Below are 26,478 nucleotides of genomic sequence, written 5' to 3' on the forward strand. Positions count from 1 at the left end.
AAAGTTGCCGTCAGGAGTTGGGTAAGTTGTTATTTTTTGTATTCGCGTTTATAGGATGTTTTATAGGAGCAGCTATTATTCTATTAACTCGTCAATTTAGGAAAAGGGATAAATCGAGACTGGTAGTGTTTTCGCCCTGTATAGTCTCTCTATTGGTTTCTATCTACCTGATGTATATAGGAAACGTGCAAATAGAAGGCATTGAAGGAGCCGCATACATGCTTCTTTCACTAATTATATTTTGTTTTAGTGCAACTGTATTGTACCTGACCGATAAAAAGGAAACCTAGAGTAAGTGAACATGGGAGGAATATTCATGGAAAATTCAACAAAACAAACTTACAATGATTTGGCTAAAACCTATGAAGAAAATATTGATCAGGAGAGCCCATACAATACAGATTATGAGCGTCCAGCAATGATAAACCAAGTTCCGAATAAACTAAATGGATTAAATGTTCTTGATGCTGGATGTTCAGCTGGTTGGTATTCAGAAGCATTAGTTGACCGTGGTGCAACCGTAACGGGAATTGATTTGAGTTCAGAAATGGTAGAAGCCTCTAAAAGAAGGTTGGGAGATAAAGCAACTATTTTCTGCCATGACTTGCAAAAGAAATTACCGTTTAAAGGTGATCAATTTGATTTTATTCTAAGTTCATTAACCCTTCATTATATAAAGGATTGGGAATCTATGTTTCGTGAATTTAATCGAGTATTAAAGCCTAACGGAACTTTATTATTTTCTGTACATCATCCTTTTATGGACTTTACTAGATACGATGTTGCGGACTATTTTGAGAAAAGGCTACTAACAGAAACCTGGAATAAACCAACTATAACAATTGATGTAAGCTTTTATAGAAGGTCGTTGCAGGATATCATTAATACAACTACACAGTTTTTTTCTATTCAACAGCTAGTAGAGCCCCAGCCCCAAGAATCAATGAACGAAAAAAGTCCTAATTCATATAAAAAATTGATGGAAAACCCCCATTTTTTAATTATTAAAGCAAGAAGCGGAAAAACATTTGATTGTATTGATAGATAAGGGCAAATCTTTAAAGTGGTGGTGGAACGATGCAAATATTCGAATCAGAAAGAAAGTGGTTCGGCCATAAATGGATTAAAGTAATAAGCATCATTTTAAAATCCTTTCTCGTCTTGGTTGTAACCGGAACGTTTATATTTTTTTCGATTATGATCTATCTGCTGGTTCAAGATTATTTCTATAATGAGAATGAAGACAAGTTTAATGAGAACGGAAATCAAGTTTTGGAGGCAGTTTAGGTAACATAAAAACGAACGAGCTTTTTAAATAAGCTCCTTCGTTTTATTATTTTGCCTTCAACTTCCGCAATAAAAACAAGAAATACGGCGCACCAAGTACAGCTGTAAATATCCCAGCTGGAATTTCAGCTGGCGGCGCCAGACCCCTGCCTAATGCATCGGCTAATAACAGAAGGAGCATCCCTGTTACTGCTGAGGTTGGCAGTAACAGACCATGCCTGTTTCCAACCAACTGTCTTGCTATATGTGGTGCAATCAATCCGAGAAAGCCAAGTGAACCTACAACTGCCACTGAGGATCCAGCTAGCGCGACTGCAATAATGAGCAGAATTAACCTTGTTCGTTTAGTATTCTCGCCTAGACCTTCTGCCACATCATCACCTAGATTTAAAATATCTAACCGGGTTGCCAGCAATATACTAATTGGAATCAATAAAACAATCCATGGAGTTAACAACAATATGTCATTCCAGCTTTTCCCCCATAGACTTCCAGTTAACCAGATAAGCGCAGCATTTATTTGAATTGGGAATTTGACCATTAGAAATTGAATACCAGCCTGGCAAATCGCGCCCAGCGCAATACCGACAAGTGCTAACGTCGAAGGATTAACGCCTTTTTTATAAGCAAAGAGATATAAAATAACTGTAATGATTCCAGCACCTGCAAGGGCTGCTACCGGGAGCATAATGACTGGTGCATGTGGGAAAAGCAGCACGACGATTGCAGCGGCTAGGCCAGCCCCTTTGGTAATTCCAATAACATCCGGTGATGCTAGTGGATTTCGAATTATTCCTTGTAAAATTGCACCAGAAACACCAAGCCCCGCTCCGACAAGGATTGCCATAACAATTCGCGGCAATCGGTAATTCATGATGATAAAACTAGCACTATCATTTCCTCCACCACCAACTGATTGAAACAGCTCAACAGGACTGATAAACACAGCACCAACACCAATAGCTAAAATTGCGATAATCAACGTTATGCAAATTAGCAACAGCAAGCGTGCTTTAGGGGTGATTTTTTTCTTGCTCATGCCTCCCTACCCCCTTTGCGTGCCAGGTATAAGAAGTATGGAGCTCCGATTAATGCGGTAACAATCCCTACTGGTGATTCAGCTGGGAATGCAATAAAACGTGACAGCACATCTGCACTGACTAAAAGCAATGCGCCAAGCAGTCCGGAAAACGGGATGAGGTAGCGGTAATCAATCCCAATTAACTTCCTGGCGATATGTGGGATAATTAACCCTACAAACCCAATGGGACCTGCTACAGATACAGAGGCTCCAGCAAGAACAACAACAAGTAGGCTGAAAAACAAGCGAATCACAGCAACATTTTGACCGAGCCCTTTTGCCATGTCATCACCAAGGCCCAGAATAGTAAGTTGCCTCGCTGATACCACTGCAATAATCATACCGACTGTCGCCCAAGGCCAGATGATTTGAACCTCATTCCAGCTTGTCCCGTCAATTGCACCAGCAAGCCAGAACAGCACACTTTGCGTAGAATCTTCGTGGAACAGAACAATACCTTCAATAATGGCAGATAAAAATAAATGCACGGTTATACCAGCTAATGCTAGCTTAATAGGTGACGTCCCACCAGTGCTTGACGCCATTGAATAAACAATAGATCCGCCTAAAATTGCGCCAAGGAAAGCAAAATAAACCAGGGAACTTGGAGGGATGCTTGGTAGAAATACTAGACTTAGGACAACCACTAAGGAGGCTCCGGCATTCACTCCAAATATTTGCGGTGATGCTAATGGATTCGATGTAATTGCTTGCATGATTGCTCCTGCGATTGCTAGGCTAGCCCCGATAATAACGGCTATCAACGCACGGGGTAGTCGTAAATTCTGTATGATTAAAAATTCTTTTGTTTGTTCATCTGAAAAAAATGATTGGAAAACAGCCCCAAAATCAATAGATACAGCCCCTATACGCAGACTTGCCATCAAACTGAGAAGTAATAACAGAAGCACAACTATAAATAAAAGCACCTTTGATAGCATCTTTCTTGATTCCATAAAATATTCCCTCATTTACTAAGAACATTTTTCACATACTGTACCATAAACAGGCAAAATAAAGAGCGAGAAATAGTATCTCGCCCAAGATTAATTGCCGTAAAGTTTTTCTACTGCTTCTTCCAAAATTGCTTCAGATGATATCAACCCACGGAACCTGGACCATGTATTTTGATCGACTGTGTATACCTGTTCATTCTTTACAGCACTTATATCTTGCCATAGTGGGTTCTTTTTCCACTGATCAACAATGGTTTCGTCACTGGATTGCATGAAGAAAAATACATCTGGATTGAATTTTACAATTTGTTCTAAATTAATTTTATTATAGCGGTCGCTGCCATCCTGTATCGCATTTTTCAGACCAATTGATTCAAGTAATGAGCCGGTATAGGAAGCCATATTATGGGCGAAAAATCCGTCAGTCGTAACAACAGCTGGCAGCACTGTTCGATTTTCGTCTTCAGGAACCTTTGATTTAATTTCCTCCATACGTTTCTTGTGCGCCTCTAATACTTCTTTTCCTTTTTCTTCTTTACCAACAGCGTGGGCAATTTTTTCGAAGCCTTCCAAAATTTGTTCGTAATCAGCTGACAGTGAATTCAACATGATTGTTGGCGCAATTTCTGAAAGCTGTTCATAGACATCCTTGTGCCGTTGAAGGTCCGCAATAATTAAGTCAGGCTTTAACGAGCTAATGATTTCCATGCTTGGCTGCTTACGTGTTCCAACTGAGGTATAGTCATCAATCTTTTCGCTGATTGGTTCAATAATTCGGTCCTTATCATTATCGTCCGCGATACCAACTGGTGAGATTTCAAGTGCCGCTAATGCATCTACATAGGAAAATTCTAACGCAACAATTTTTTTCGGATTAGCAGGTACTACCGATTCACCCATTTCATGCTTAACAGTGATGGTATCTTCGCTTGATTCCTCTTTTTTGTCAGCCATGGTCGTATCATCGCCGTCACCACCAACTGTACCACATCCAACTAAGGCAAAAAGACCAAACATCATAACAATGGAAAAAAATAATTGCTTCTGTTTCATTATGTAACCTCCTGCATAGTATTTGTATGCGTTTTATACTCTGATAATAATGATAATCATTATCAATATAAAAGTCCACACTTTTTTATACGTATTTCTACAATTTTACAAATTAACAGTATTTGAAGGTGAGAGTTTGCTTGATAAAATATCTAACACCTTTCGTTTTTTCTTCAAAATTATTCTTGACGGGTTTCTTAACTGTGCTATAATCACTTTATGTCATCTAACTGATAATGAATATCATTATTAGTTAGTTCGGATGGCATTTAATAACATCTATAAAGAAGGATTGACTATGAAAATTCTCTATTTGTTTATTGCGCTTACTCTTTTATCCGTTTGCTCTATATTTATAGGTGTTTCGGACATTGCTCCATGGGAAGTTTTTAGTTTAACGAAAGAACAACTAGAAATTTTAATGATCAGCAGGATACCGCGATTAATTAGCATCCTAATTGCGGGAATGAGCATGAGTATTTGTGGTTTAATCATGCAACAGCTTAGTCGAAATAAGTTTGTCTCACCAACGACAGCTGGAACACTTGATTCTGCCAGGTTAGGAATTTTAGTTTCATTGATGGTTTTTACTTCAGCGAGCCCATTGCAAAAAATGCTTGTTTCGTTTGCATTTGCTTTACTTGGGACTTTTATTTTCATGAAAATTCTTGAGAAAATAAAATTTAAGGATGCAATCTTCATCCCATTGGTCGGGTTAATGTTCGGGAACATCATTAGTTCTCTTGCTACATTTTTTGCATACAAGAATAATCTCATTCAAAATATGTCTTCATGGATGCAAGGCGATTTTTCGATGATTATGAGTGGTAACTATGAACTTTTGTATGTCAGCATTCCAATTTTAATTATTGCGTATTTATTTGCAAATAAATTTACCATTGCTGGAATGGGAGAGGATTTTTCCAAAAATCTAGGGTTGAACTATCGACAGGTAGTTAATATCGGGTTAGTTATCGTTGCATTGGTAACAGCATCAGTAGTTTTATCCGTTGGGGTTATTCCGTTTCTTGGATTAATTATTCCAAACATAGTCACCATATATCAGGGTGACCACTTGAAGAAGAGCTTAATACATACAGCATTGCTAGGAGCTATATTCGTACTATTTTGCGATATCGTTGGTCGCGTAATTATCTATCCTTATGAAATTCCAATAAGTTTAACGGTTGGCGTTATTGGAAGTGGGATATTCATTTATTTACTGTTAAGGAGAAAGAAATATGGGCTATAAGAAAAAGACAATCATCCTGGCAGTTATTGCACTGGTCATCGCCATGATATACATACTATACGATTTAAGTGGCAATATTGGCTATATCTTACCCCGACGGATTATGAAAGTCGTTGCAATTATTATTACGGGAACAGCTATTGCATTATCAACTACGGTATTTATGACCATTACAAATAACCGTATTTTAACACCGAGTATTTTAGGACTTGATTCACTCTATATGTTGCTGCAGACGTTTATCATATTCGTGTTTGGTTCTCAGTCCCTTGTGATGATGAACAGCCATATTAACTATTTTATTTCGATTGGATTGATGATTTTATTTTCATTAGCTCTTTATCGCTTTTTATTCAGTGGAGAAAATACCAACATCTACTTTCTCTTGTTAATCGGAATGATTTTAGGAACATTTTTCGGTAGCTTTACTTCCTTTATGCAAGTCTTGATTGATCCAAATGAATTCATGATAGTACGTGACCGCATGTTTGCGAGTGTGAACAATGTTAATGAGGATCTTGTTTATTTATCCTTTGGTTTACTGGTGCTGGTGATACTGTACTTCATGCGTTTTTATAAGTATCTGGATGTGTTGGCTTTAGGTAAGGATCAAGCAATCAACTTAGGTGTTCCATATGACTATGTTGTAAAGCGATTATTGATAGTTGTTGCCATATTACTTTCAATTGCAACAGCGTTAATTGGGCCGATTACATTTCTTGGGCTCCTAGTAGTCAATCTGGCATATGAATTTGTAAAAACGTATCGTCATTTTTATTTAATTATCGGATCAATCTTGATCAGTATTATCGCGTTGCTAGGTGGACAGTTCATTGTCGAGGAAATCTTTACCTTCCAAACAACGGTCAGCGTCATTATCAACTTTGTTGGCGGTGTTTACTTCATCTATCTTTTATTAAAGGAGAATAAATCATGGTAGATATAAAAGGTGTGTTAAAAAAATATAACCAGAAAAGTGTTGTTGACGATGTTTCAATAAAGATTGAAAAAGGCACAATCACGTCATTCATTGGGCCAAATGGCGCTGGTAAAAGTACATTAATAGCTATGATCAGCAGATTAATTACCAAGGACGCGGGTGTTATTACAATTGATGGTCAGGATGTCACCAAAGCAAAGAACAATGAATTGGCTAAAAAAGTCTCCATATTAAAACAGTCAAATTCGATAAATTTAAAGTTAACGATACGAGAGCTTGTTTCCTTTGGACGATTTCCATATTCACAAGGGAAATTAACAAAGAAAGACTGGGCAAAAGTCGATGAAGCAATTTCGTATATGGAACTTAAAGAAATTCAAGAGAAATACCTAGATGAGCTTAGTGGTGGGCAGCGTCAGCGTGCATATATCGCTATGGTTATTGCCCAAGATACCGAATATATTTTGCTGGATGAACCGTTAAATAACCTGGATATGCGCCACTCTGTACAGATTATGAAAACCTTGAGGAGGTTAGTAAATGAGCTTGGCAAAACTATTTTAATTGTCATTCATGATATAAATTTTGCATCGTGTTACTCCGACCAAATCGTTGCACTAAAAGATGGAAAAGTAGTAAAAAAAGGACCAACACGTGATGTAATTGATGAAAGTGTTTTAAAGGATATCTATGACATGGATATTAACATTCAAACTATTAATGATAATCGTATTTGTGTATATTTTGCTTAAAAAACAAAAGAGAGGTTGATTAAAATGAAAAAAGTTTTATTAGTTATCATATTGAGTGGTCTAGCTGTATTTGCTGCCGCGTGCGGAGGAACTGATGCAAGTGAAACAAATGGTAGTTCAGATAAGCCGGAAACAATAAATGTGAAACATGAACTAGGACAGACAGAGATTACCAAGAACCCTGAAAAAGTAGTTGTATTTGATTACGGGACACTTGACACACTTGATAAGCTTGGAATTAAAGTAACAGGTGTACCACAAGGTAATATTCCTACATATTTAGATAAATACGAAAGCAGTGACTATGAAAATATCGGAAGCTTAAAAGAACCAGACTTTGAAAAGCTGGCACAAATCGATCCAGATTTGATTATTATTTCAGGAAGACAATCTTCTTTATATGAGCAATTACAGGAATTAGCACCAACTGTATATCTTGGTGTTGATACAACAAGATATATGGATTCGTTCAAAGAAAACCTGGAAAAAATTGGTGAAGTATTTGGTGAAAAAGATGAAATTAATCAAGAATTACAAACCATCGAGCAATCAATAGCAGATTTACAGGAAAAAGCAGCCGCAAGTAATAAAAAAGCATTAATCACGCTAGCAAATGATGATAAAATCAGTGCCTATGGTCCGAGCTCAAGATTCGGTATAATCCATGACGTTTTCAGTGTTCCACCAGTTGATGAGGGCATTGAGGTATCCACACATGGGATGAATGTTTCCTTTGAATATGTAGTTGAAAAAAATCCGGATATCCTTTACGTTATTGATCGCGGAGCAGTAGTTGGAAGTGAGTCATCTGCTAAACAGGTGGTTGAAAATGAACTAGTCAAGAAAACAAGTGCTTACAAAAATGATAACATTGTTTACTTGGACCCTAATTATTGGTATTTATCTGGTGGAGGATTAGTTTCCGTTCAGGAAATGGTAAATGAAATAGCAAGCAGTTTGAAGTAATAGGAATGTGGAGAAGGTGATCAAGTATTGATTGCCTTTTTTGCTGAAAAAAGTTATCCACATTTTTCCTGGAATGACATATCCACAGCATGAAATCAACTTTTCCACACAGTTATCCCCAAAAACCTGTGGATGGATTGTGCATAAGTGAAAAATTCGCACAATAAAAAATTAGTTTTTGTTAAACTAACATGGAGATAATTTAAAAATGAATAGCCTGACTGTGAGAAGAAGTAGAAAAAAAACTGTCATAAATTGTCGATATTTCCCGGGAAATTATAAGATTATTTCACACGGATAAGAAAGTATACTTAAGTGGATATCAGTATAAGTGCAATTAAGTGTTTTACTATTAAGGACGAGGCGAATGGCGGGCTTTTCTAATAAAAATTATCCCTGACATTTAATTTATAGATATACTATACTTGTTAAAAGTTCCTAAAGGAGAATGGTTAGTAATGTATCAGAAACCTAAAGTAATAGTAAGTGTATTTTCATCCATTGATGGTAGAATTACAACTGCACCTGAACATAACGTTATGGAGTGGACCACCGAAGACATTGATGGAAACGCTAATGAATTAACTCATCGATTATATGACGAATTAGATTGTGATGGAATGGTGTCTGGAAGTGAGAGTTTGATTGTTTGGAGTAAGGATTGGATAGAACCGGAAAATGTTATTTATCAGCCAAAAAAGTCTAAGGCTTATATTGTTTTTGATGGAAAAGGAAGAATAGATTGGAATCAAACGGAAGGTCTAATTGTAGTAACACGAGAAAATGTGTACGATAATTATATAAAACAGTTAAATGATAAAGGTATTTCATACATACAGGCAGGAAAGGGTGATTACATCGATTTATCTGTTGCGCTTCAACACTTATATGATCGTGGGTTTAAAAAGCTAGGGTTAAGTGGTGGTGGGGCAATAAACGGCGCCTTTTTACGAGCAGGATTGATCGATGAAATCAGCTTGGTTATAGCTCCGGTAGCAATCGGAGGAAGAGCAACACCCACAGTTTTTGATTGCGATGATCTAACCTCAATTGTAGGTGCTACAAAACTAAAACTTCTAAACACAAAACCATTGGGAGAAGATGGCGCAGTATGGCTTCATTATGAAGTTGAATAGCTAGTTTGATATGTAGGAAAGGCTTTTATACGACACCAATCATAGAAATAAAACGGTCTAAATTTCCAGAAAGACGATTTACACCATCCACATAATAGAAGGTGGAAGCAGTTGCTGGATTGATTTCTTCTGTTGAATAGATATACACAATTTTTTCTAAACCAAGCGCAATTCCTAGTTCAACATGGCTGCTTTTCCCTGCAGGCAGAAGCATGATGAAAATATCACTACTGTCAATAGCACTTTTTTCTTGCTCACCAATTGCGTTCAGTGATTTAGGCTCTATGGCACGCTGATTCATCGTCCAGTCGTATGTATGCGTGAACCCCTTTGATACAAGCTTTTGTGAAACATAACGTACCATATTCTTATTTTCAAAACTCGAGGCAATATAGAAGCGCATGTATATCGAGCCCTTTCTGATAAAATTGGTTGCTTTGATAGCCCAATCTTATTTTAATTGTTAGCTAGGGGAATTCATAGCTTACTAGTTAAGTTTTCTACTGGTTTCCCCACTCACTCGCTAACATTCCATAAACAACATGGTCCACATAATGATCATATAACCATTCGGCCTGTCTGATTTGTCCTTCTTTTATAAATCTCAAGCGTTCTGGAATAGATCGACTTTTAGAATTCTCGTATGCTGCACGGATGTCGATACGGTTAAAGTCAAGGTCAGTAAAAGCATAGTCAGTTAACTCGCGTACAACACGGGTCATAATTCCATTTCCTTGATAATCTTGTCCAAGCCAATAACCGATGTAAGCGACTTTATTTGACCAGTCTAAGTTATTAAAACCAGCCGTTCCAACAAGTTTACCTTTAAATCGAATTGCTAGAGTCATGCTTTTCTTATCTTCAAATCCCCGCATGGTATGTTCAATAAAGCCACGTGAATCATCAACTGTCTTCGTTGCATCTACCCAAGGTAACCATTCGCGTAAATACGGACGCCCGGCATCTGTTAAGCTAAATAGTGCTTCGGCATCCTCTAATTCCATTAGCTGTAGAGTAAGATCTTCATCAATTTCCCGAAAAAACATGAGAAACCCCTCCATTTTGTTTATTTATAGACCTTATCATACCACAAATGTATACTGAAATAGACAACTATATTTCATGAAAAAGCGCCACTTTACAGCCATGAAAACCGATTTGTAGTACTAACATTGAGGTGATTCGAATGAAAGCATCTTCTCCAAAGTTACCGTTAACATCTAAAGAGAGGACTAGTCTAAGAACCTATAAAATAAAGCTTAACCAAATTTCTGAAATGGAACCAAAGAATCTGGCGATCGGTCTTGGCGCATCATTGAAACGTGCTAAGTATCTAAAAGGCCTTGCGATCTTCCAAACGATACCATCGATTGGGCCAAAACTCGCACAACTTGTGATTGATTTGGGCTACTACTCATTCGAAGATCTTAAAGATGAGACAGGTGCAGCGTTAACCAATCTTGCAGAAGAGCAGTATGGCTATTGGATGGATCCGTGTGTTGAAGATTCGCTGCGTTGTGTCGTCCATCATGCCAGTCATCCAGGTAGTGAGAAAAAGTGGTTTGATTTTACGGCAGAACGAAAAAGGTTCCGTGAACAGAATGGGTACCCTGATACACGGCCCAAATTGGCTTGGCATGAAGCGGAGCCAACTAAATAACAACCACATAAAAATACCAATCATTCTTTTGTTTGGTTATTTTTTTTGCAGATGACATCTTTTTAAAAATTAATCATCCTCCAACTCCACGAGTTTATCTGCTATCGATTCATGCTCTTGTTCAGCTATTTCACTCGTAATGATATCATCTTTTAACAACAGATCGATGGCTTCGTGTTGCGCATATAGGGCATATTTTTGTAAAGTGACTTGTTGTTTTTCTTTCAGTTCAGGATACTTCTGAAAAAGCAGGTCCATTTCATCGTGCAATTTTTTTAGCTCATATTCATATTTATCTATTACCTCGCTTGAGACAGTTTCCGTTATGAATAAGTTCTTTTTCACTTTATTTATTTCAGTGATGGCTGTTTCATATCGATGTGCATGTGCAATAATCGATTTATACTCCGCATAACCCTCTTCATCTTTTGTGACTCCTAACAAAGATAAAAGCGGTTTAATGGAGAGCCCTTGGACGACTAAGGAAAACAGTACCACGCTAAAAGCAAGTATCAGAATATCTTCTCGGCCTGGAAAGTCTCTCGGAAGACTAAGAACGAGAGCAATTGATAGAGATCCTTTTAGACCTCCCCAATTAAAAACGTGCTTCCATGAGTTCGGGATATTTCTCATGAAGAACAAACTTATGTATACTGCGGAGCTTCGAGCTATAAGCACAATCAAAATGGCAATAAATATCAATCCCCATTTGTCGGCTACGTCAATTCTCGTGATTTCTAATCCAACCATTAAAAATACAAGAGAGTTAGCTAGTAATGCTGCTACATCCCAAAAGTTACTAATGTTCAATTTCGTTGCCGGACTCATCCCAATTTTAGCTCCATAGTTTCCGAATATAAGTGCAGCCACAACAACCGCAATTACGCCAGACGCATGAACCCCTTCCGCAAGCAAAAAGGCACCATAAAAAAGAATAATACTAAAAATAATTTCTAATGGATAGTCATCGAAGTATTTAGTTAAATGGGAAAATCCATACCCAAGCACAGCCCCAATGATGACACCGAGCGCTACAACTTTAACAAATTCCCACAGTCCAAGACCTGCACCTTCAATACCCAGTTCCATATAGGCTACTAACGAAAATGCTGATATTTTGAATAGTACGACGGCTAATCCGTCATTAAATAAGCTCTCACCCTCAATAATAGTTGCGAGCCTTTTGTTTACGCCCAGTCCTTTAAAGATGGATAGAACACTTACGGGATCTGTAGCACTCATGATTGCTGCAAATACGAAAGCTGCTGGGATAGAAAAATCTAAGAACCATATTGCTGAAAAACCAATGATGATAAATGATAGAAAGGTACCACCAAATGCTAGAGCAAGGATGGGCTTTTTATTTTCGTTAAGATGTGAAAATGGAAGCTTTAATGCTGCCTCTCCTAACAAAGCAGGCAGAAATAATGTAATAATGACAAAGTTAAAGATTTCACCTTCCGTTATAAAATCCTTTAGTGGTCCCAATACAGGAATGTTTACAAGCCCGATGATTGCTCCAACAATAACAAGAGCAATTGGGTATGGCTTTTTAAATTTCTTTGCAATAGCGGTAATACCGGCCGCAATCATAATTAGGATAAGGCCAAGTTCAAAGGTATGGTGTAAATCTAAATCAGGCAAAGAGTATCTCCTCCTTCAGTAGAGATGAACCGTCCACCATTATAGATATGAATGGTAGCGTATTAGTCATCAGTAAAATCGGCAAAAAAATAAATCCCAAACATGTTTGAGATTATTTTTTATCTATACTATTAATACCCAACTTCAACTGCGGCATTCACGATATACATCAAATCGTTTTTATCCGCTTTATCTTCAAGGAAAATGCCACTTGTCGTTGCCATTCCACCATTCACAATTTCAACGGTAACGTCACCATATGGAATCATTTCCTTCACTTTTTCCTGGTCAAGCTTTTCATTGTCCAGAGGGAGTGCAAGTTTCACATTCACCTTCATATTTTCAAGTCGTTGATCAGGTAAGCTTTTTTCAATACCAGGCATCGAGTTATAATGGATTGCATCTTTCACAGCACGCATAGATGCTTTTGTTACATCTTGACCATGTACATCAATTCCAGTCCCGGTTTGGATGAACACTATCTGTTGCATTATATCTCTCCTTTACTATTAGTATTAGTTATTTTACCCGTATAAGACCACGGACAAACAATCCTAGAGCAATGCACGAAACTTTGTTAAACTATAGGTATAAATAATTGTTAAATTTGTTTCATGCAATAGTTGGAAAGAGCAATGGAGACATACTTTTCCTGAAGAAAATGGTGTGGATTTTGCCAGATTTCCTGAAATAATTGCTTTAACAATGAGATGATTTGTTTAGCGTCGGTAATCTTTCGTTTGATGAGATTATACAAATAAGAGCTATACCGATCATAAAGCTCTTCCAATGCTCTTGTATCCCGCTTTGTTATTCTATCTAATAACATTTTATCTTTATGCATAAAAGTTGCCCCTTGTGTTGCTTCGAATTCCGTAATAGTTATGTAATACCCCTGTAATAAACTTCTTAAACTGATTTGTGATCATTTTTCGAACATCCAGGAAAGGTTTTGGTGCCATGAAATTAAACCATACATTACAACACATAAAAAGTGTTGATTTAACAGACTCGATACCAAAGGATGGCCGATTTCCGTTTAGCCTTCCTGTCATCCAATTCTTTCAAAAATTATACCTACACCCAAATGTAACCTATATTGTTGGAGAGAATGGAATGGGGAAATCTACCTTACTTGAGGGCATTGCGGTTGCATTAGGCTTTAATCCAGAGGGCGGAACCCTTAATTTCAATTTTTCTAGCTATAATTCGCATTCCAATTTGGATAACTACTTACGTATTGCAAAAGGGGTCAAAAAGCCAAAAGACAGCTTTTTCTTCCGAGCAGAAACGTTTTACAATGTATCTACTAATATTGAGGAGCTGGATGCCGAGCCTTCATGTGGTCCAAAAGTTATCGATTCTTATGGTGGAAAGTCATTGCATGAACAATCCCACGGGGAAGCGTTCTTTGCGACATTTATGAATCGGTTTTCAGGTGATGGCCTCTACATTTTAGATGAACCAGAAGCGGCTTTGTCACCATTAAGGCAAATGTCTATGCTAGCGCGAATCCACGACCTAGTAAACCAAGGATCTCAATTTATCATTTCCACCCATTCGCCAATTATCATGGCATATGAACACGCAAAAATCATTCGGCTGACAGAAGAAGGCATGGCAGAATCAACCTTAGAGGAAACCAGTCAGTATTCCATTATGAAACAGTTTTTCGATGATAGAGAACGATTGCTTCACCACTTATTTCAGTGAAATATCATTAAGCAAGAAAGCCTACATCATTATCGTGACGTAGGCTTTGTTTGTGAATTGTTGGTTTGGACAGGCTTTAATCTCTTTTTTGCAGAAATTGTTTCCGCTGTAACAGGGATGTGTTTTGCCGCTTTGCCAAGCCCATAAAGAGGCATATTACCATAAATAGATTCATAACTACCTTTTGGGACAACATAGGTTTCGTGGTATATTCCAACAGCATGATTGTTTCCTATCTTTTTATTAAAGTTCTTCCATGCAGTCAAATGTTTCTGGCCTTTTGAGTAAGCAAGAAGATCATCTGTTGACCGCCAATATGAAATCATAGCCGTTGTTCGGAGTCCAAAAAAACTTTCCATTGATAGAAAACCAAGACTCTCCTGATTCTGATAAAGCTCTTTTATCATACCAGGCATTGCTAAAAAAACGGGCAGCCATTTCCGTATAACGCGTCTTTTGTTTATCCTCATTCCTATGAGAAATACAACGATATCCTGGTCGTTTTCAGTCGTATACCTGCCTTCGTATACCGATTTCTCCATTAATTTCCCCTCCTATTTTAATTTTTGTATTGTAACTTCACACCACTCCATTGCAGCTAGTGTAGTTCGTTTCCCGTAATCCAAGGTAATAAGCCAATATCCTGCATCTGGCTTTTCGCGTGAAGTAGTAGTTATCATACTTTCAATTGCTTCATATGTGTTATAGCGCTCAAGCAATTTATTTCGGTACTGTTCAATGTGGCTGATTGTTTCGGAATTGCTTTGATGACGACTAAAAAATAACTTTAATAACATTTCGTTTTTATCAGAAGGCAGCTCCTCTATGGGATTTTGAAGCCAAATCTCAAGTTCGTCCTCTCCTTTTGGTGTAAGGTAATATTCCTTTTTATCAGGCTTCCCTTCCTGCGATGTATCCTGAACAGTAGCTAACCCGTCCTCGACCAGTTGTTTTAACGTAGGATAAATTTGGCCATAACTAATTTTCCAAAAGTGATTCAAGCTCTGGTCAATCATTTGTTTTATCGCATAACCTGAACGACACTCTGTAGTCAGCAGACCGAGTATGGCATACTTTGTGTTATTATTTTTTTTCATCTGAACCACCTATCATTATGATATGTATCATTTAGATATATAATACATGTTAGTGGATGAAATGGAAAGCAAAAGTTAGAAAATTTCCTAATCTGTCAGGTGTAGCTGTTATCGTAGTGTTTTTTTGGTAAACTGAGAGCAACGATAAAACAAAAAGGACGTATTGTTATGAAGATCACTATTATCACGGTAGGAAAATTAAAAGAAAAGTACCTAAAACAAGGCATCCAGGAATACCTGAAACGCCTCACAGCCTATGCAAAGGTAGATATTGTTGAAGTCCCGGACGAAAAAGCACCCGAAAACATGAGTGATGCAGAAATGATGGAAGTGAAACAAAAGGAAGGCGAACGAATTCTAGCGCAGATTAACCAGGATTCATACGTCATTACACTTGAGATTGGTGGAAAAATGCTAAGTTCCGAACAGTTGGCAGCCAAAATGGATGAGCTTGCCACTTATGGCAGGAGCAAAATTGCATTTGTGATTGGTGGATCATTAGGGATTAGTGAAGCGGTACAGAAGCGGAGTGACCTAGCGTTGTCATTTTCAAAGATGACATTTCCGCATCAGTTGATGAGATTGGTGTTGGTGGAGCAGGTTTATCGGGGGTTTAGGATTATTAGGGGGGAGCCTTATCATAAGTAAAAGTTAATGCAGATTGAAGAGAGAAATTAGTACAATGAATCTCAACTCTTAATCAGTAAAACAAAATACTGAGTTCACTAAATACGAATACGAACTCAGTATTCATCTTCAACTACATCATTCATACTTTCCTCTATCCTCAGCAACCATATAGTTATAAGGCGAGAAATCCTGACGATCGATTTGACAGTGAACTGCTTTCGCGATCAATCATTACTTTCGTCGATGGTTCCGCCCTTGATGACGCAATCCTGGCGGAAAATGATGTACAGCTAGAACAGCAGTCCAGCCTGTTTGTTGAATATTTGAAAATGGCTTTGAACGTGAGAAAGTAAAACAAGTGGCAGATCCGTTATCTCCTTCCAAGGTAATTCTAGTTGCTTTACTCAGAGCTTCCTTTTGGTTCAAGTTCCAGATTTTTTCAGTAGAATTAAGTAATACCGTATTAGACAAATTAATTAATAAAATTCAGCCTCTTTGAACTCTTCAACGAGTTTGAGGGGGTTCGTTTTTATACCAAAAAAAATTGAATTAATAGGAACAAACATTCTCTTTTTTATGTTTTAAATGGTATAATACTACATACTAGAAGGTTTAGAAGGTGGTAAGTTAAATTTTATTAAAAGGGAGTGATGACATTGCAAAATGAAACTGATGTCCTAATCTATCAAACAGAGGATGGAAATACAAAAATAGATGTTAGATTGGAAAATAAGACAGTTTGGATGACCCAAAAGGCAATAGCAGAATTATTCCAAAAGGGAGTAAATACGATTAATGAGCATATAAAGAACATATATGCTGAAGGTGAACTTCCGGAATCGGGAACTATTCGGAAAAACCGAATAGTTCAAACTGAAGGAAAGAGAGAGGTTGAACGCGAAGTATCATTTTACAACCTCGAAATGGTTATTGCAGTTGGATATAGAGTTCGTTCTCATCGAGGTACACAATTCCGTCAGTGGGCAACAGACCGCTTAAATGAGTATCTTGTTAGAGGTTTTACTATGGATGATGATCGTTTGAAGGAAATGCGTAACTTTGGACAGGATTATTTTGATGAATTACTGGAACGAATACGTGATATTCGTTCTTCTGAGCAAAGATTCTATCAAAAGATCACGGACATTTACGCTACATCTGTTGATTATGATGGTAAAGCGGAAATCACACAGGGATTTTTTGCTACGGTTCAAAATAAACTCCATTTTGCTATACATCGTAAAACGGCTGCTGAACTCACAGTAGATAGAGCAAAAGCAGAGAAGGAAAATATGGGACTAACTTCATGGAAAGGTGATAAAGTACGTAAACAGGATGTAACCGTTGCTAAAAATTACTTATCGGAAAAGGAATTAAAGTCGCTTAATCGAATAGTTACGATGTATTTGGATTATGCTGAAGATCAAGCAGAAAGACAACGGCCTATGTATATGAAGGATTGGATTGATAAACTCAATGCCTTTCTTCAATTCAATGATCGTGATATTCTAGAAAACGCTGGAAAGGTTTCAAAAGCAGTTGCAGATACGATAGCCACTCAGGAATATGAAAAATTTAATCAACATCGAATAAGTCAAAGTTCTTCTGATGATTTTGATCAATTTATTGAGAGCAATAATCTGAAAAAGTAACTTGCCAGTTAATAAACATGCTTATTATAAATAGTGCTGAAACAAAGAGAAGAATTAATGCCAAATAGATACAAAGATACCTAATTTATAATGAAGGAGACCGTCTAAATAACACGACGGTCTCCTTTTGGTTTTCTTAAACTTGTACTTCAATTATCAATGCATGAGTAATATCTTCTGTTTCTTTTAAAAAATAACATCCATGTTTGTCCCATTTTTGTTACAACATGTGTCTCATAGGCAATCAACACATGATAGGCAGAAGGGACAATCAAATACTTAGAGTGACTTAATATCCTTAATTAAACAAAGATTAATTTTTCACTCTGTCCTTTGCACAACGAGCATGTATAGCGATTCTGCTGGGAAAAATTTTTCCGTTACCTGGAATCCTGCTTCTTTCATTTCCCGCTCCATTCCTTCTAAGGTAATTCTCGGTGCTTTTTCGGAACTTCCTTTTGGTTCAAGTTCCAGACAGATTAGATAGCCTTCTTTTGCCAGTATATTTTTCATTTGCTGAAGAAGTGGTGCCAGTGGCTGGATTTCATGCAGTACCAGAGAAGCGATGATTAAATCGATAGAGCCATCAGATATAGGAAGTGCCTCCATACTTCCCTGCACAGGGACGATATTCGTGAGCTGTTCTTCCATGGCTTTCTCATTTATTATCTCCAGCATGGCAGCGTCAATATCCATCGCGTATACGTTTCCATTGATCCTTTTTGCCGCAGGAATGGAAAAATAACCGGTTCCAGCGCCAAAATCCAAGATGCTGTCCGTTTCTTTTATAGGAATCATGTTAAGCAACTGTTCCGGAGAGAATTCCTTTCTTCGTTCGGGACTTTCCAAATACGATACTTTTCCTTTGCTGTGCTTGTTATGTGGGTGATTCATATAGATCCTCCTTTTTTAAGCAGCTGTTTAGGCTTGCTGTTTGGATGCTGCCTCTTTCGCAATATCGATCAAAAGCTTTGATTCCAGTTCATCTTTCATATTTTCCTCTGCCTGCTTCATGACGCTCTCAATCAAGCATCCTTCATGATGAATGGAGCAATCGAATAAGCTGGTATCTCCTTCAATCGCATGAATAACATCCAAAAAGGATATGTCATGTTTTGTTCTGGAGATTTTATAGCCTCCCTTCGCGCCAGGTGTCGACTCGATCAAACCCGCTTTCGTAAGTTTGGTTAATATTTTAGAAAGGTAAGTCGGTGAAAGATGCTGCATTTCGGCTAATTCCTGTACTCCCACTGAGCTCTCCACAGGTTGTAGCATTAAATGGACCATCGTATGCAGGGCGTAGTTTGTTGCGTTTGAATACCTCATGCTAAACCTCCTTATGATTATAAAAGATATTAAAGACTCCTGATGTCTGTAATATAAAAAAGTTTATCACTAGACGTGAAGGAAGTCAACTTGTTGATTTTTGAACATACTAAGAAAATCTTAAGAAATGTATAAAGTATTTATTAAGATTTAACTGGTATGATGCTCTTAGAAGATATAATAAAGAGGTGATAAATGGTGAAAGTTTCATTTAGGAGTGAATTTCCGTGAACATATTAGTTTGTGATGATGATATAGCAATTGTCGATGCGATAGAAATTTATTTAGAAAATGAAGGTTACCATATATTCAAAGCTTTTAATGGAATAGAAGCCATTGAAGTAATCAGAGATCATGAGATCCATCTTATTATCATGGATATTATGATGCCTAAGATGGATGGGATCAAAGCTACCATGAAGATTAGAGAAGAAAATAGCATTCCATTGATAATGCTTTCTGCCAAATCGGAGGATTCGGATAAGATAATCGGATTAAATTTAGGCGCTGATGACTATATTACCAAGCCATTTAACCCTTTGGAATTGATTGCAAGGGTCAAATCCCAACTGAGAAGATACACAACCTTTGGAGGTCTTGAAACGGGGAGCAATGTATATCAGACTGGGGGGCTGATGATCGATGATGAAAGTAAAACGATCACTGTCGACGGGGAGGAAGTCCGCCTTACCCCGGTGCAATATAAAATAGTAAAGCTTCTGATTGCAAATGCTGGAAAAGTTTTCTCCATCGAGGAGATCTATGAAAAGGTATGGAATGAAACGGCTCATAGTCCGGAAAATACTGTATCCGTTCATATTAGAAAGATTCGAGAAAAAATAGAAATTAATCCAAAGGAGCCAAAATACTTGAAGGTGGTGTGGGGAGTTGGATATAAAGTTGAAAAAATATAGCCATTCAATCATAACAAAAATAGTTGTTTTTATAATTGCAATCTTATGTGTCATGGGTATCATGAAATCATTTGTAAACGTAGAGATCGAAAATGATGGAGACTTTAGTAGCGTGGTTGATGACCATTATTTTGAAAGTAGGAGCTTTGTTCAGGAAAGTGAAAATCTCATTGGTATTCTTACAACCTTAATAGAGGTATATAAGAATGAAGAATATATTAAAAGTGGCGGAACAATTGATGAGGATGAATGGAAAAATAAAGAGGATAACTTATTTTTAGATTATCAACTCCAATCTAATAGTTATAATCCAGCGTTAAGTAGTGAAAAAAATTATGAATCATTTAAACAGGAATATGCTGCTGAAATTTCTCAGGCGAAAGATAGGATGATTCAGGAGGATCTTGAAGAATTTCATTTACTTATGCAAAATCTTGAAGAGTATGAATCACCGTTGTTTTATGCTAGTGATGGGGAAAATGTATTTTCAAACACAACGATGAAAGATAAAGGAAAGTTTGAAAGCTATCCTTCTTATATGATAGTTGAAGATTATCAACGTGAATTTTTTCCAAATAAAGTGAAACAAAATGAATACTTATATCGGATAAAAGACCGTCTAAATGAATTGAATCCAGAAAACACGGTTATGTATGTTGCTTTTACGGAAGAAACCTTAGATGCTCAAATAAAAGAATGGGAGAGCAATAAAGCCATAGCTACGAAGAATTTATATAATATAGCATGGTTCTTGTTAGGATTTATTCTTTCATTTGTTTATCTAGTAGTCGTGACTGGAAGAAAATCATTTAAGGATCAAGAGGTACACCTTTATGGAGTAGATAAATTATATAATGATATAAATATAGCGGTGTGTATATCCTTTATCTTGCTTTGGGGTGCATGGGTGGAAGAAGTGTCTATTAAAATTGATGTGTTTTTCTTTCCCATAACGTTTCCTGTTGTTACGGTTGGGTTGCTGCTAGTACTGACTCTCGTGAAACATTGTAAAAATAAAACGCTTTTCAAGCATACACTGATCTTCAGTTTGATCTATACGTTAGTTAAGTTTGTAAGGGATGTATATAGTAGCGGAAGTATCGGAGTTAAGACGGTATTAATCGTAATTGGCTATCCAATATTAATTGCGTTAACGTTCTTCATGTTCCCGGTAACCATTGGTATAGCAGCATGGTTTGCCTATAAAAAAGTCAAATCCTTTAAAGCTTTACAGGACGGGGTAGAGACAATCAAGGACGGAAATATACATCATCGAATCGAAGTGAATGGCAAAGGAGAGTTTGCAGGACTCGCTTCCGATATTAACAGCATCACCGATGGGTTGAAAAAAGCAGTTGATAATGAACTTAAGAGTGAGCGGTTAAAGACGGAGCTGATCACCAATGTATCACACGATATAAGAACTCCTTTAACTTCTATTATCACGTATGTCGATCTTTTGAAAAATGAAAAGGATTCATCAAAGACAGAAGGTTATCTTGAAGTATTAGATCAAAAATCCAAAAGGCTAAAAATATTAACAGATGATTTATTTGAAGCAGCTAAGGCCACAAGTGGAAATATACCAGTTGCTTTAGAAAAAATTGATATCGTCTCCTTAATTACTCAAGGTCTGGGGGAAGTGAATGACAAAGTAGCCGCCATGGCTTTAGATTTTAAGATGAATCATCCTAATGAAAAAATATATGTTACAGCTGATGGTAAGTTATTATGGAGGTCCATAGAGAACTTGTTATCTAATATATTTAATTATGCTCTTGAAGGATCGAGAGTATATATAGATATAGTCGAATTGGGCGATGAAGATGAAATACTGATCACTTTCAAAAACATCTCAGCGACTGAGTTAAACATCACAGCAGACGAACTAATGGAGCGTTTCAAAAGAGGCGATGAGTCCAGAACGAGCCAAGGCAGTGGGTTAGGATTATCGATTGCCGGGAACTTAATTGAAATACAAAAAGGGAGATTTAATATCCATGTTGACGGAGATTTGTTTAAGGCTAAGATCTATCTCCCTAAGCATCAATTTAGTAATGAGTGATAAATAAAGAGCAATAGGATTGGAATAGGATATCATTTGATGTCCTATTCTTTTTTACATCGTGTGATTTTACTGAAGTAAATAGATTCCAGATATCAGCCTGCAAAGCAATTCGCCCTGAACTGGACCGTATTCCATCGATCCCGGACCGTATTCACGTCCCGGACGGTATTTTGCCTTAAGTGTGATAGGGATATAAATTTTTCAAAAATGAAGCAGGTGTTCGGCCGTCCTATGCAGAATATACATAGTGGGAACAAAATTTTGGGAAGGTGTAGGTGGATAGTATGGGGAGAATGGTTCATTTTGAAATTCATGTGGATGACATGGAAAGAGCGAAATCGTTTTATGGTGGCGTATTTGATTGGAAATTTGAAGATTGGACGGACTATGCGGGGATGCCTTATTTTGGAGCTGTAACGGGTGATGAAAATGATATGGGTATTAACGGAGCTTTGATGCAAAGACAGGGTCCTCCTCCAGAAGCAAACCAGCCTTTGAATGGATTCGCTTGTACAATGGGTGTGGAAGATTATGATTCTATCGAGAAAAAGATTACGGAAAATGGCGGAACAGTCGCGATGCCAAAATATGCACTTCCTGGAATGGCGTGGCAGGGTTACTACACGGATACAGAAGGAAATTTATTTGGTATACATCAACCAGATGAGAATGCGAAATAGTTATTAGTTTTAAAAAGAAGGAGACCGATCTTGTAAATAGAACGGTCTCCTTCTAATATTATATTGGATTATAATAACTTACTTCTCAACTGTGCCTGCGTCTGTCGGGTGAACGCCATGACGGTAATAATCTTTATACTCGGGCTTCATTGGTTTTTGTCCACGGATAATATCGGCTGCTTTTTCCGCCACCATCAATACAGGCGCATGGATATTTCCATTTGTTGTATGCGGCATAGCAGAAGCATCAACTACCCGTACATTGTCCAGGCCATGAACTTTCATGGTCTCTGGGTCTACGACTGCCATCGGATCAGAAGCTGGTCCCATTTTTGCCGTGCACGATGGATGAAGTGCCGTCTCCCCGTCCTTCTTAACCCACTCCAGGATTTCTTCTTCTGTTTGAACAGAAGGTCCTGGTGAAATTTCACCCGTACTGTAAGGTGCTAACGCCGGCTGAGAAAGGATTTCCCGTGCAACGCGTATTGCTTCAACCCACTCACGTCGATCCTCTTCAGTTGACAGATAGTTACATACGATACTTGGATGCTTGAAAGGGTTGCGTGAACGGATTTTCAGGCTGCCTCTGGAGTTGGAATACATTGGTCCGACGTGTACCTGGAATCCATGCTTTGTATCCGCCTTTTGCCCATCATAACGAACCGCAAGTGGCAGGAAATGGAACATCAGATTTGGGTATTCAACTTCTTCATTCGAACGGACGAACCCGCCACCTTCAAAATGGTTCGATGCTGCAGGGCCGGTACGTCCAAGCAGCCATTGCAAGCCAATCCAAGGCATTTTGGCCTTATTTAAGCTGGGTTGCATGGAAACAGGCTGCGGACAAGCGTGCTGAATATATACTTCGAGATGATCCTCGAGGTTTTCACCTACGCCAGGTAAGTCAAGGACTGGATCAATGCCAAGAGAACGTAAATGATCAGCGTCTCCTACACCGGACAATTGTAATAGCTGCGGTGTGTTGAATGCACCACCGGCAAGAATCACTTCGCCCGCGTTAACCTGATAGGTCTTTCCATTTCTTTGGTATGTTACACCCTGCGCTTTGGTGCCATCAAAATCGATGCTGGTAACAAAGGCACGTGTTTCTACTGTAAGGTTTTTGCGTTTCATTGCTGGACGTAAATATGCTCGTGAAGCAGAAACTCGTCTTCCGTTATGAACTTGGCTGTCAAATGGGCCAAAGCCTTCTTGACGAAAACCGTTTACGTCGGGAGTTCTTGCGTAACCAGCTTCAACACCTGCATCGAAAAAGGCTTGAAATAAAGGATTCGTTGCAGGTCCGCGCTTTAATTTAACTGGACCATGGTGACCGCGGTACTCCTCGGAATCTTCTCCAAAGGTTGCTTCCAGTCGTTTAAAATACGGAAGACAATGGGCATAATCCCAATTTTCCATCCCATTATCAGATCCCCAACGATCATAGTCCATCGGGTTACCACGTTGGTAGATCATGCCATTTATGGAACTTGACCCTCCAAGTACTTTCCCCCGAGCATGCGCGACACGACGTCCATCCATATAAGGCTCAGGATCTGTAGAATAAATCCAGTCATAGAGTTTGTTGCCTGATGGGAACATCAACGCTGCTGGCATTTGAATAAATAAATCCCAAAAGTAATCATTGCGCCCCGCTTCCAGAACAAGAACACTACTGTTCTCATCTATACTTAGACGGTTGCCGAGTACAGAACCTGCACTACCACCGCCAACAATTACATAGTCGTAAGTTTGATTCATCTGAAATACCTCCTTAAAGATTGTTAAAAGGTATACAGTGTACAAAGAAGTTGAAAACATTGATCAAAAACGTATTTCGTTGAAAGATAAGAATGTATAAAATCTGTTAGCTCAACGAATCCAGCATCTGGAAAACTAGTTCATCTTCTTTGACTGTATTAGTTTTATTAAGTTTGTTAAATATATTTTTAACGTATGGAATAATATTAATATAGCATGATTTTTTTAACTTGTAAATCATGGCGTAGTATTCTAGTTTTTTAGAAGCCGTACACGGAACATGGTGGTATAAACTCAATATAGCTCTAAACCTTTCTATGAAAGAAGGCTTAGAGCTATTGTAGATTTACACCAAAATTAGTTAAACCAATTAATAGGTTCAGGTTGTGTATTACGATAAATATGCTTAACCTCGGTATATTCCTCCATACCTTCGCGACCAAGTTCACGGCCAATGCCTGATTGCTTATAACCGCCCCACGGTGCTTGTGCAAAATAAGGATGGAAGTCATTGATCCAAACGGTACCCATTCGCAAGCGTGCCGCGACAAATTCTGCCTTATTCAAATCTTGCGTCCAGACGGCTCCAGCCAAACCATAAATCGTATCGTTCGCTAATTTGACAGCTTCCTCTTTGGTCTGGAATGTTTCTACTGTCAATACCGGGCCGAATACTTCTTCCTGGACGATACGCATATCGTTTGTACAATTTGTAAATATGGTAGGTAAATAGAAAAAGCCGTTTTGCAATTCAGGATCATCAGGGCGCTTACCGCCAACAGCTAGTTTGGCTCCTTCTTTTTGGCCAATTTCCACATAGCTTTCAACCTTCGCACGGTGTTCTGCAGAAATCATTGGGCCACTTTGTGTGTTTTCATCAAAACCATTACCTAATTTGATTTGTTTCGTTCGTTCAATGAGTGCTTCAACAAATTCATCATGGATGCTTTCTTCTATTAAAAGCCTGGATCCCGCAGAGCAAACTTGTCCTGCGTGGAAAAATACAGCATTTAACGCTTGATCAACTGCTGTTTCAAAGTCAGCATCGGCAAAAACGATATTCGGATTCTTTCCGCCGAGCTCAAGTGCGATTTTCTTCACATTATGACTGGCTGCCTGCATGACTTTTTTTCCGGTTTCAATGCCACCGGTGAATGAAATTAAATCAACGTCATCATTAACAGATAGTTCCGCGCCAACAGATGCCCCGGAACCGAGCACTAAGTTGGCTACGCCTTTTGGTATGCCAGCCTCTTCTATTAGTTTAAAAACTTTAGCTGTTGTTAATGGTGTGATCTCACTCGGTTTCATAACAATAGTATTACCTGCTGCCAAAGCCGGTGCAATCTTCCATGCAGCTTGTAATAAAGGATAATTCCATGGTGTGATTTGACCACAGACACCGACGGGCTCGCGAACAACCTTACTTTCACTGTTTGGTATCGGTGATTCAATGACTTCACCGCCATTTTTATCTGCTAAACCACCGAAATAAAGAAAAACCTTAGCGATGTCGGCCATATCAGCTCGGCTTTCTTCGACTGTTTTACCTGTATCCAATGTCTCAAGTTCGGCCAGTTCCTGCAAGTCTCGACGGATCAATGTACCGATTCTGTAAACGAGCTCACCTCGTTCACTTGCAGGTAATGTGCTAAAGCTTCCTTCATCGAATGCCACCCTTGCTGCTTGAACGGCTGCTCGGGTATCTTCTTCATTTCCTTCAGCAGCAGTTGCAATGACTTCTTGATTAAAAGGGTTAATGATATCTCGTGTTTCACCGGATTTGGCGTTCACCCATTCACCATTTATATACATTCTTTGTAAGCTCAAATCATCACTCCTTTACTATAATTATATTGTTAAATATATTAAATAAAAATTAAATATTATTAATACGATTATCCTAACAG

29 protein-coding genes are annotated in these 26,478 nt (G+C 38.1%); 15 read left to right on the top strand and 14 right to left on the bottom strand.

The window, feature by feature from the left end; genetic code table 11:
• Positions 1–26 precede the first annotated feature (26 nt).
• Genes AC3G7N_RS08520 through AC3G7N_RS08530 form a run of 3 tightly spaced genes read left to right on the top strand, consistent with a single transcriptional unit; the run spans position 27 to position 1,287 of the window.
• Positions 27–290 (top strand): YesK family protein, encoded by a 264-nt coding sequence (locus AC3G7N_RS08520; RefSeq protein ID WP_489421726.1) that lies wholly within the window; start codon positions 27–29, stop codon positions 288–290.
• 26 nt (positions 291–316) lie between these two features.
• Entirely contained in the window at positions 317–1,048 is a 732-nt protein-coding gene (locus AC3G7N_RS08525; protein ID WP_489421727.1) for a class I SAM-dependent methyltransferase, read from the top strand.
• Positions 1,049–1,077: 29 nt separating this feature from the next.
• Positions 1,078–1,287: a hypothetical protein gene (locus AC3G7N_RS08530; protein WP_489421728.1), complete on the top strand. Its 210-nt coding sequence runs from the start codon at positions 1,078–1,080 to the stop codon at positions 1,285–1,287.
• 46 nt (positions 1,288–1,333) lie between these two features.
• Here the strand turns inward: AC3G7N_RS08530 and AC3G7N_RS08535 are convergent, their stop codons facing one another.
• The 3 genes from AC3G7N_RS08535 to AC3G7N_RS08545 all read right to left on the bottom strand — a co-directional run bounded on the left by AC3G7N_RS08535 (position 1,334) and on the right by AC3G7N_RS08545 (position 4,377).
• The gene (locus AC3G7N_RS08535; protein ID WP_489421729.1) at positions 1,334–2,326 is read right to left on the bottom strand and encodes a FecCD family ABC transporter permease; all 993 of its coding nucleotides are present in this window, start codon (positions 2,324–2,326) and stop codon (positions 1,334–1,336) included.
• Positions 2,323–3,324: a FecCD family ABC transporter permease gene (locus tag AC3G7N_RS08540; protein ID WP_489421730.1), complete on the bottom strand. Its 1,002-nt coding sequence runs from the start codon at positions 3,322–3,324 to the stop codon at positions 2,323–2,325. The genes AC3G7N_RS08535 and AC3G7N_RS08540 overlap by 4 nt, the downstream gene beginning before the upstream one ends.
• A gap of 90 nt (positions 3,325–3,414) precedes the next feature.
• Positions 3,415–4,377 (bottom strand): ABC transporter substrate-binding protein, encoded by a 963-nt coding sequence (locus AC3G7N_RS08545; RefSeq protein ID WP_489421731.1) that lies wholly within the window; start codon positions 4,375–4,377, stop codon positions 3,415–3,417.
• A 298-nt stretch (positions 4,378–4,675) separates the two neighbouring features.
• Here AC3G7N_RS08545 and AC3G7N_RS08550 point away from each other — a divergent pair, with 298 nt between their 5' ends.
• From AC3G7N_RS08550 to AC3G7N_RS08570, 5 genes are all read left to right on the top strand, one after another.
• Positions 4,676–5,629, top strand: coding sequence for an ABC transporter permease (locus AC3G7N_RS08550; protein WP_489421810.1), 954 nt, complete (start codon positions 4,676–4,678; stop codon positions 5,627–5,629).
• Positions 5,619–6,569 carry an iron chelate uptake ABC transporter family permease subunit gene (locus tag AC3G7N_RS08555; protein ID WP_489421732.1) on the top strand — a complete coding sequence of 317 codons (951 nt, stop codon included), beginning with the start codon at positions 5,619–5,621 and terminating at the stop codon, positions 6,567–6,569. The genes AC3G7N_RS08550 and AC3G7N_RS08555 overlap by 11 nt, the downstream gene beginning before the upstream one ends.
• The gene (locus tag AC3G7N_RS08560) at positions 6,563–7,321 is read left to right on the top strand and encodes an iron ABC transporter ATP-binding protein (RefSeq protein ID WP_489421733.1); all 759 of its coding nucleotides are present in this window, start codon (positions 6,563–6,565) and stop codon (positions 7,319–7,321) included. The genes AC3G7N_RS08555 and AC3G7N_RS08560 overlap by 7 nt, the downstream gene beginning before the upstream one ends.
• Before the next feature lie 24 nt (positions 7,322–7,345).
• Positions 7,346–8,287: a siderophore ABC transporter substrate-binding protein gene (locus tag AC3G7N_RS08565; protein WP_489421734.1), complete on the top strand. Its 942-nt coding sequence runs from the start codon at positions 7,346–7,348 to the stop codon at positions 8,285–8,287.
• Between the two features lie 458 nt (positions 8,288–8,745).
• Positions 8,746–9,423 carry a RibD family protein gene (locus tag AC3G7N_RS08570; RefSeq protein WP_489421735.1) on the top strand — a complete coding sequence of 226 codons (678 nt, stop codon included), beginning with the start codon at positions 8,746–8,748 and terminating at the stop codon, positions 9,421–9,423.
• Between the two features lie 25 nt (positions 9,424–9,448).
• Here the strand turns inward: AC3G7N_RS08570 and AC3G7N_RS08575 are convergent, their stop codons facing one another.
• Positions 9,449–9,787: a group-specific protein gene (locus tag AC3G7N_RS08575; RefSeq protein ID WP_489421736.1), complete on the bottom strand. Its 339-nt coding sequence runs from the start codon at positions 9,785–9,787 to the stop codon at positions 9,449–9,451.
• A gap of 136 nt (positions 9,788–9,923) precedes the next feature.
• Positions 9,924–10,469, bottom strand: coding sequence for a GNAT family N-acetyltransferase (locus tag AC3G7N_RS08580; protein WP_489421737.1), 546 nt, complete (start codon positions 10,467–10,469; stop codon positions 9,924–9,926).
• A gap of 140 nt (positions 10,470–10,609) precedes the next feature.
• Here AC3G7N_RS08580 and AC3G7N_RS08585 point away from each other — a divergent pair, with 140 nt between their 5' ends.
• Positions 10,610–11,083: a helix-hairpin-helix domain-containing protein gene (locus AC3G7N_RS08585; RefSeq protein ID WP_489421738.1), complete on the top strand. Its 474-nt coding sequence runs from the start codon at positions 10,610–10,612 to the stop codon at positions 11,081–11,083.
• Between the two features lie 69 nt (positions 11,084–11,152).
• Here the strand turns inward: AC3G7N_RS08585 and AC3G7N_RS08590 are convergent, their stop codons facing one another.
• The 3 genes from AC3G7N_RS08590 to AC3G7N_RS08600 all read right to left on the bottom strand — a co-directional run bounded on the left by AC3G7N_RS08590 (position 11,153) and on the right by AC3G7N_RS08600 (position 13,571).
• Positions 11,153–12,727 carry a cation:proton antiporter gene (locus AC3G7N_RS08590; protein ID WP_489421739.1) on the bottom strand — a complete coding sequence of 525 codons (1,575 nt, stop codon included), beginning with the start codon at positions 12,725–12,727 and terminating at the stop codon, positions 11,153–11,155.
• Positions 12,728–12,858: 131 nt separating this feature from the next.
• A complete protein-coding gene (locus tag AC3G7N_RS08595) occupies positions 12,859–13,218 on the bottom strand; it encodes a Lin0512 family protein (RefSeq protein ID WP_489421740.1) in 360 nt (119 codons plus the stop codon).
• A 110-nt stretch (positions 13,219–13,328) separates the two neighbouring features.
• Positions 13,329–13,571: a sigma-70 family RNA polymerase sigma factor gene (locus AC3G7N_RS08600; RefSeq protein WP_489421741.1), complete on the bottom strand. Its 243-nt coding sequence runs from the start codon at positions 13,569–13,571 to the stop codon at positions 13,329–13,331.
• A gap of 116 nt (positions 13,572–13,687) precedes the next feature.
• Here AC3G7N_RS08600 and AC3G7N_RS08605 point away from each other — a divergent pair, with 116 nt between their 5' ends.
• A complete protein-coding gene (locus tag AC3G7N_RS08605; RefSeq protein ID WP_489421742.1) occupies positions 13,688–14,440 on the top strand; it encodes an AAA family ATPase in 753 nt (250 codons plus the stop codon).
• Between the two features lie 29 nt (positions 14,441–14,469).
• On the opposite strand, the gene AC3G7N_RS08610 is transcribed toward AC3G7N_RS08605, so the two are convergent.
• Together AC3G7N_RS08610 and AC3G7N_RS08615 are read right to left on the bottom strand one after the other, a co-directional pair.
• Positions 14,470–14,982 (bottom strand): DUF4188 domain-containing protein, encoded by a 513-nt coding sequence (locus tag AC3G7N_RS08610; protein WP_489421743.1) that lies wholly within the window; start codon positions 14,980–14,982, stop codon positions 14,470–14,472.
• Between the two features lie 12 nt (positions 14,983–14,994).
• On the bottom strand, positions 14,995–15,537 hold the full coding sequence (locus tag AC3G7N_RS08615) for a PadR family transcriptional regulator (RefSeq protein WP_489421744.1): 543 nt from the start codon (positions 15,535–15,537) through the stop codon (positions 14,995–14,997).
• A 168-nt stretch (positions 15,538–15,705) separates the two neighbouring features.
• On the opposite strand from AC3G7N_RS08615, the gene rlmH reads away from it, so the two are divergent.
• Both rlmH and AC3G7N_RS08625 read left to right on the top strand, forming a co-directional pair.
• Entirely contained in the window at positions 15,706–16,185 is a 480-nt protein-coding gene (rlmH, locus tag AC3G7N_RS08620; protein ID WP_489421745.1) for a 23S rRNA (pseudouridine(1915)-N(3))-methyltransferase RlmH, read from the top strand.
• Between the two features lie 638 nt (positions 16,186–16,823).
• Positions 16,824–17,819, top strand: coding sequence for a virulence RhuM family protein (locus AC3G7N_RS08625; RefSeq protein ID WP_489421746.1), 996 nt, complete (start codon positions 16,824–16,826; stop codon positions 17,817–17,819).
• Positions 17,820–18,140: 321 nt separating this feature from the next.
• On the opposite strand, the gene AC3G7N_RS08630 is transcribed toward AC3G7N_RS08625, so the two are convergent.
• Positions 18,141–18,713: a class I SAM-dependent methyltransferase gene (locus AC3G7N_RS08630; RefSeq protein WP_489421747.1), complete on the bottom strand. Its 573-nt coding sequence runs from the start codon at positions 18,711–18,713 to the stop codon at positions 18,141–18,143.
• A gap of 27 nt (positions 18,714–18,740) precedes the next feature.
• The gene (locus AC3G7N_RS08635) at positions 18,741–19,145 is read right to left on the bottom strand and encodes an RrF2 family transcriptional regulator (RefSeq protein ID WP_489421748.1); all 405 of its coding nucleotides are present in this window, start codon (positions 19,143–19,145) and stop codon (positions 18,741–18,743) included.
• Between the two features lie 227 nt (positions 19,146–19,372).
• Here AC3G7N_RS08635 and AC3G7N_RS08640 point away from each other — a divergent pair, with 227 nt between their 5' ends.
• From AC3G7N_RS08640 to AC3G7N_RS08650, 3 genes are all read left to right on the top strand, one after another.
• Complete coding sequence (locus AC3G7N_RS08640) at positions 19,373–20,059, top strand: response regulator transcription factor (protein ID WP_489421749.1); 687 nt, start codon at positions 19,373–19,375, stop codon at positions 20,057–20,059.
• On the top strand, positions 20,034–22,124 hold the full coding sequence (locus AC3G7N_RS08645) for a sensor histidine kinase (protein WP_489421750.1): 2,091 nt from the start codon (positions 20,034–20,036) through the stop codon (positions 22,122–22,124). Before AC3G7N_RS08640 ends, AC3G7N_RS08645 begins: the two co-directional genes overlap by 26 nt.
• A gap of 287 nt (positions 22,125–22,411) precedes the next feature.
• Positions 22,412–22,807, top strand: coding sequence for a VOC family protein (locus AC3G7N_RS08650; RefSeq protein WP_489421751.1), 396 nt, complete (start codon positions 22,412–22,414; stop codon positions 22,805–22,807).
• Between the two features lie 78 nt (positions 22,808–22,885).
• Here the strand turns inward: AC3G7N_RS08650 and betA are convergent, their stop codons facing one another.
• Positions 22,886–24,568: a choline dehydrogenase gene (gene betA, locus AC3G7N_RS08655; protein WP_489421811.1), complete on the bottom strand. Its 1,683-nt coding sequence runs from the start codon at positions 24,566–24,568 to the stop codon at positions 22,886–22,888.
• 357 nt (positions 24,569–24,925) lie between these two features.
• Positions 24,926–26,383, bottom strand: a complete 1,458-nt coding sequence (betB, locus tag AC3G7N_RS08660; RefSeq protein ID WP_489421812.1) for a betaine-aldehyde dehydrogenase — start codon at positions 26,381–26,383, stop codon at positions 24,926–24,928.
• Positions 26,384–26,478 lie beyond the last annotated feature (95 nt).

The sequence above is a fragment of the Virgibacillus carmonensis genome (assembly GCF_057836705.1).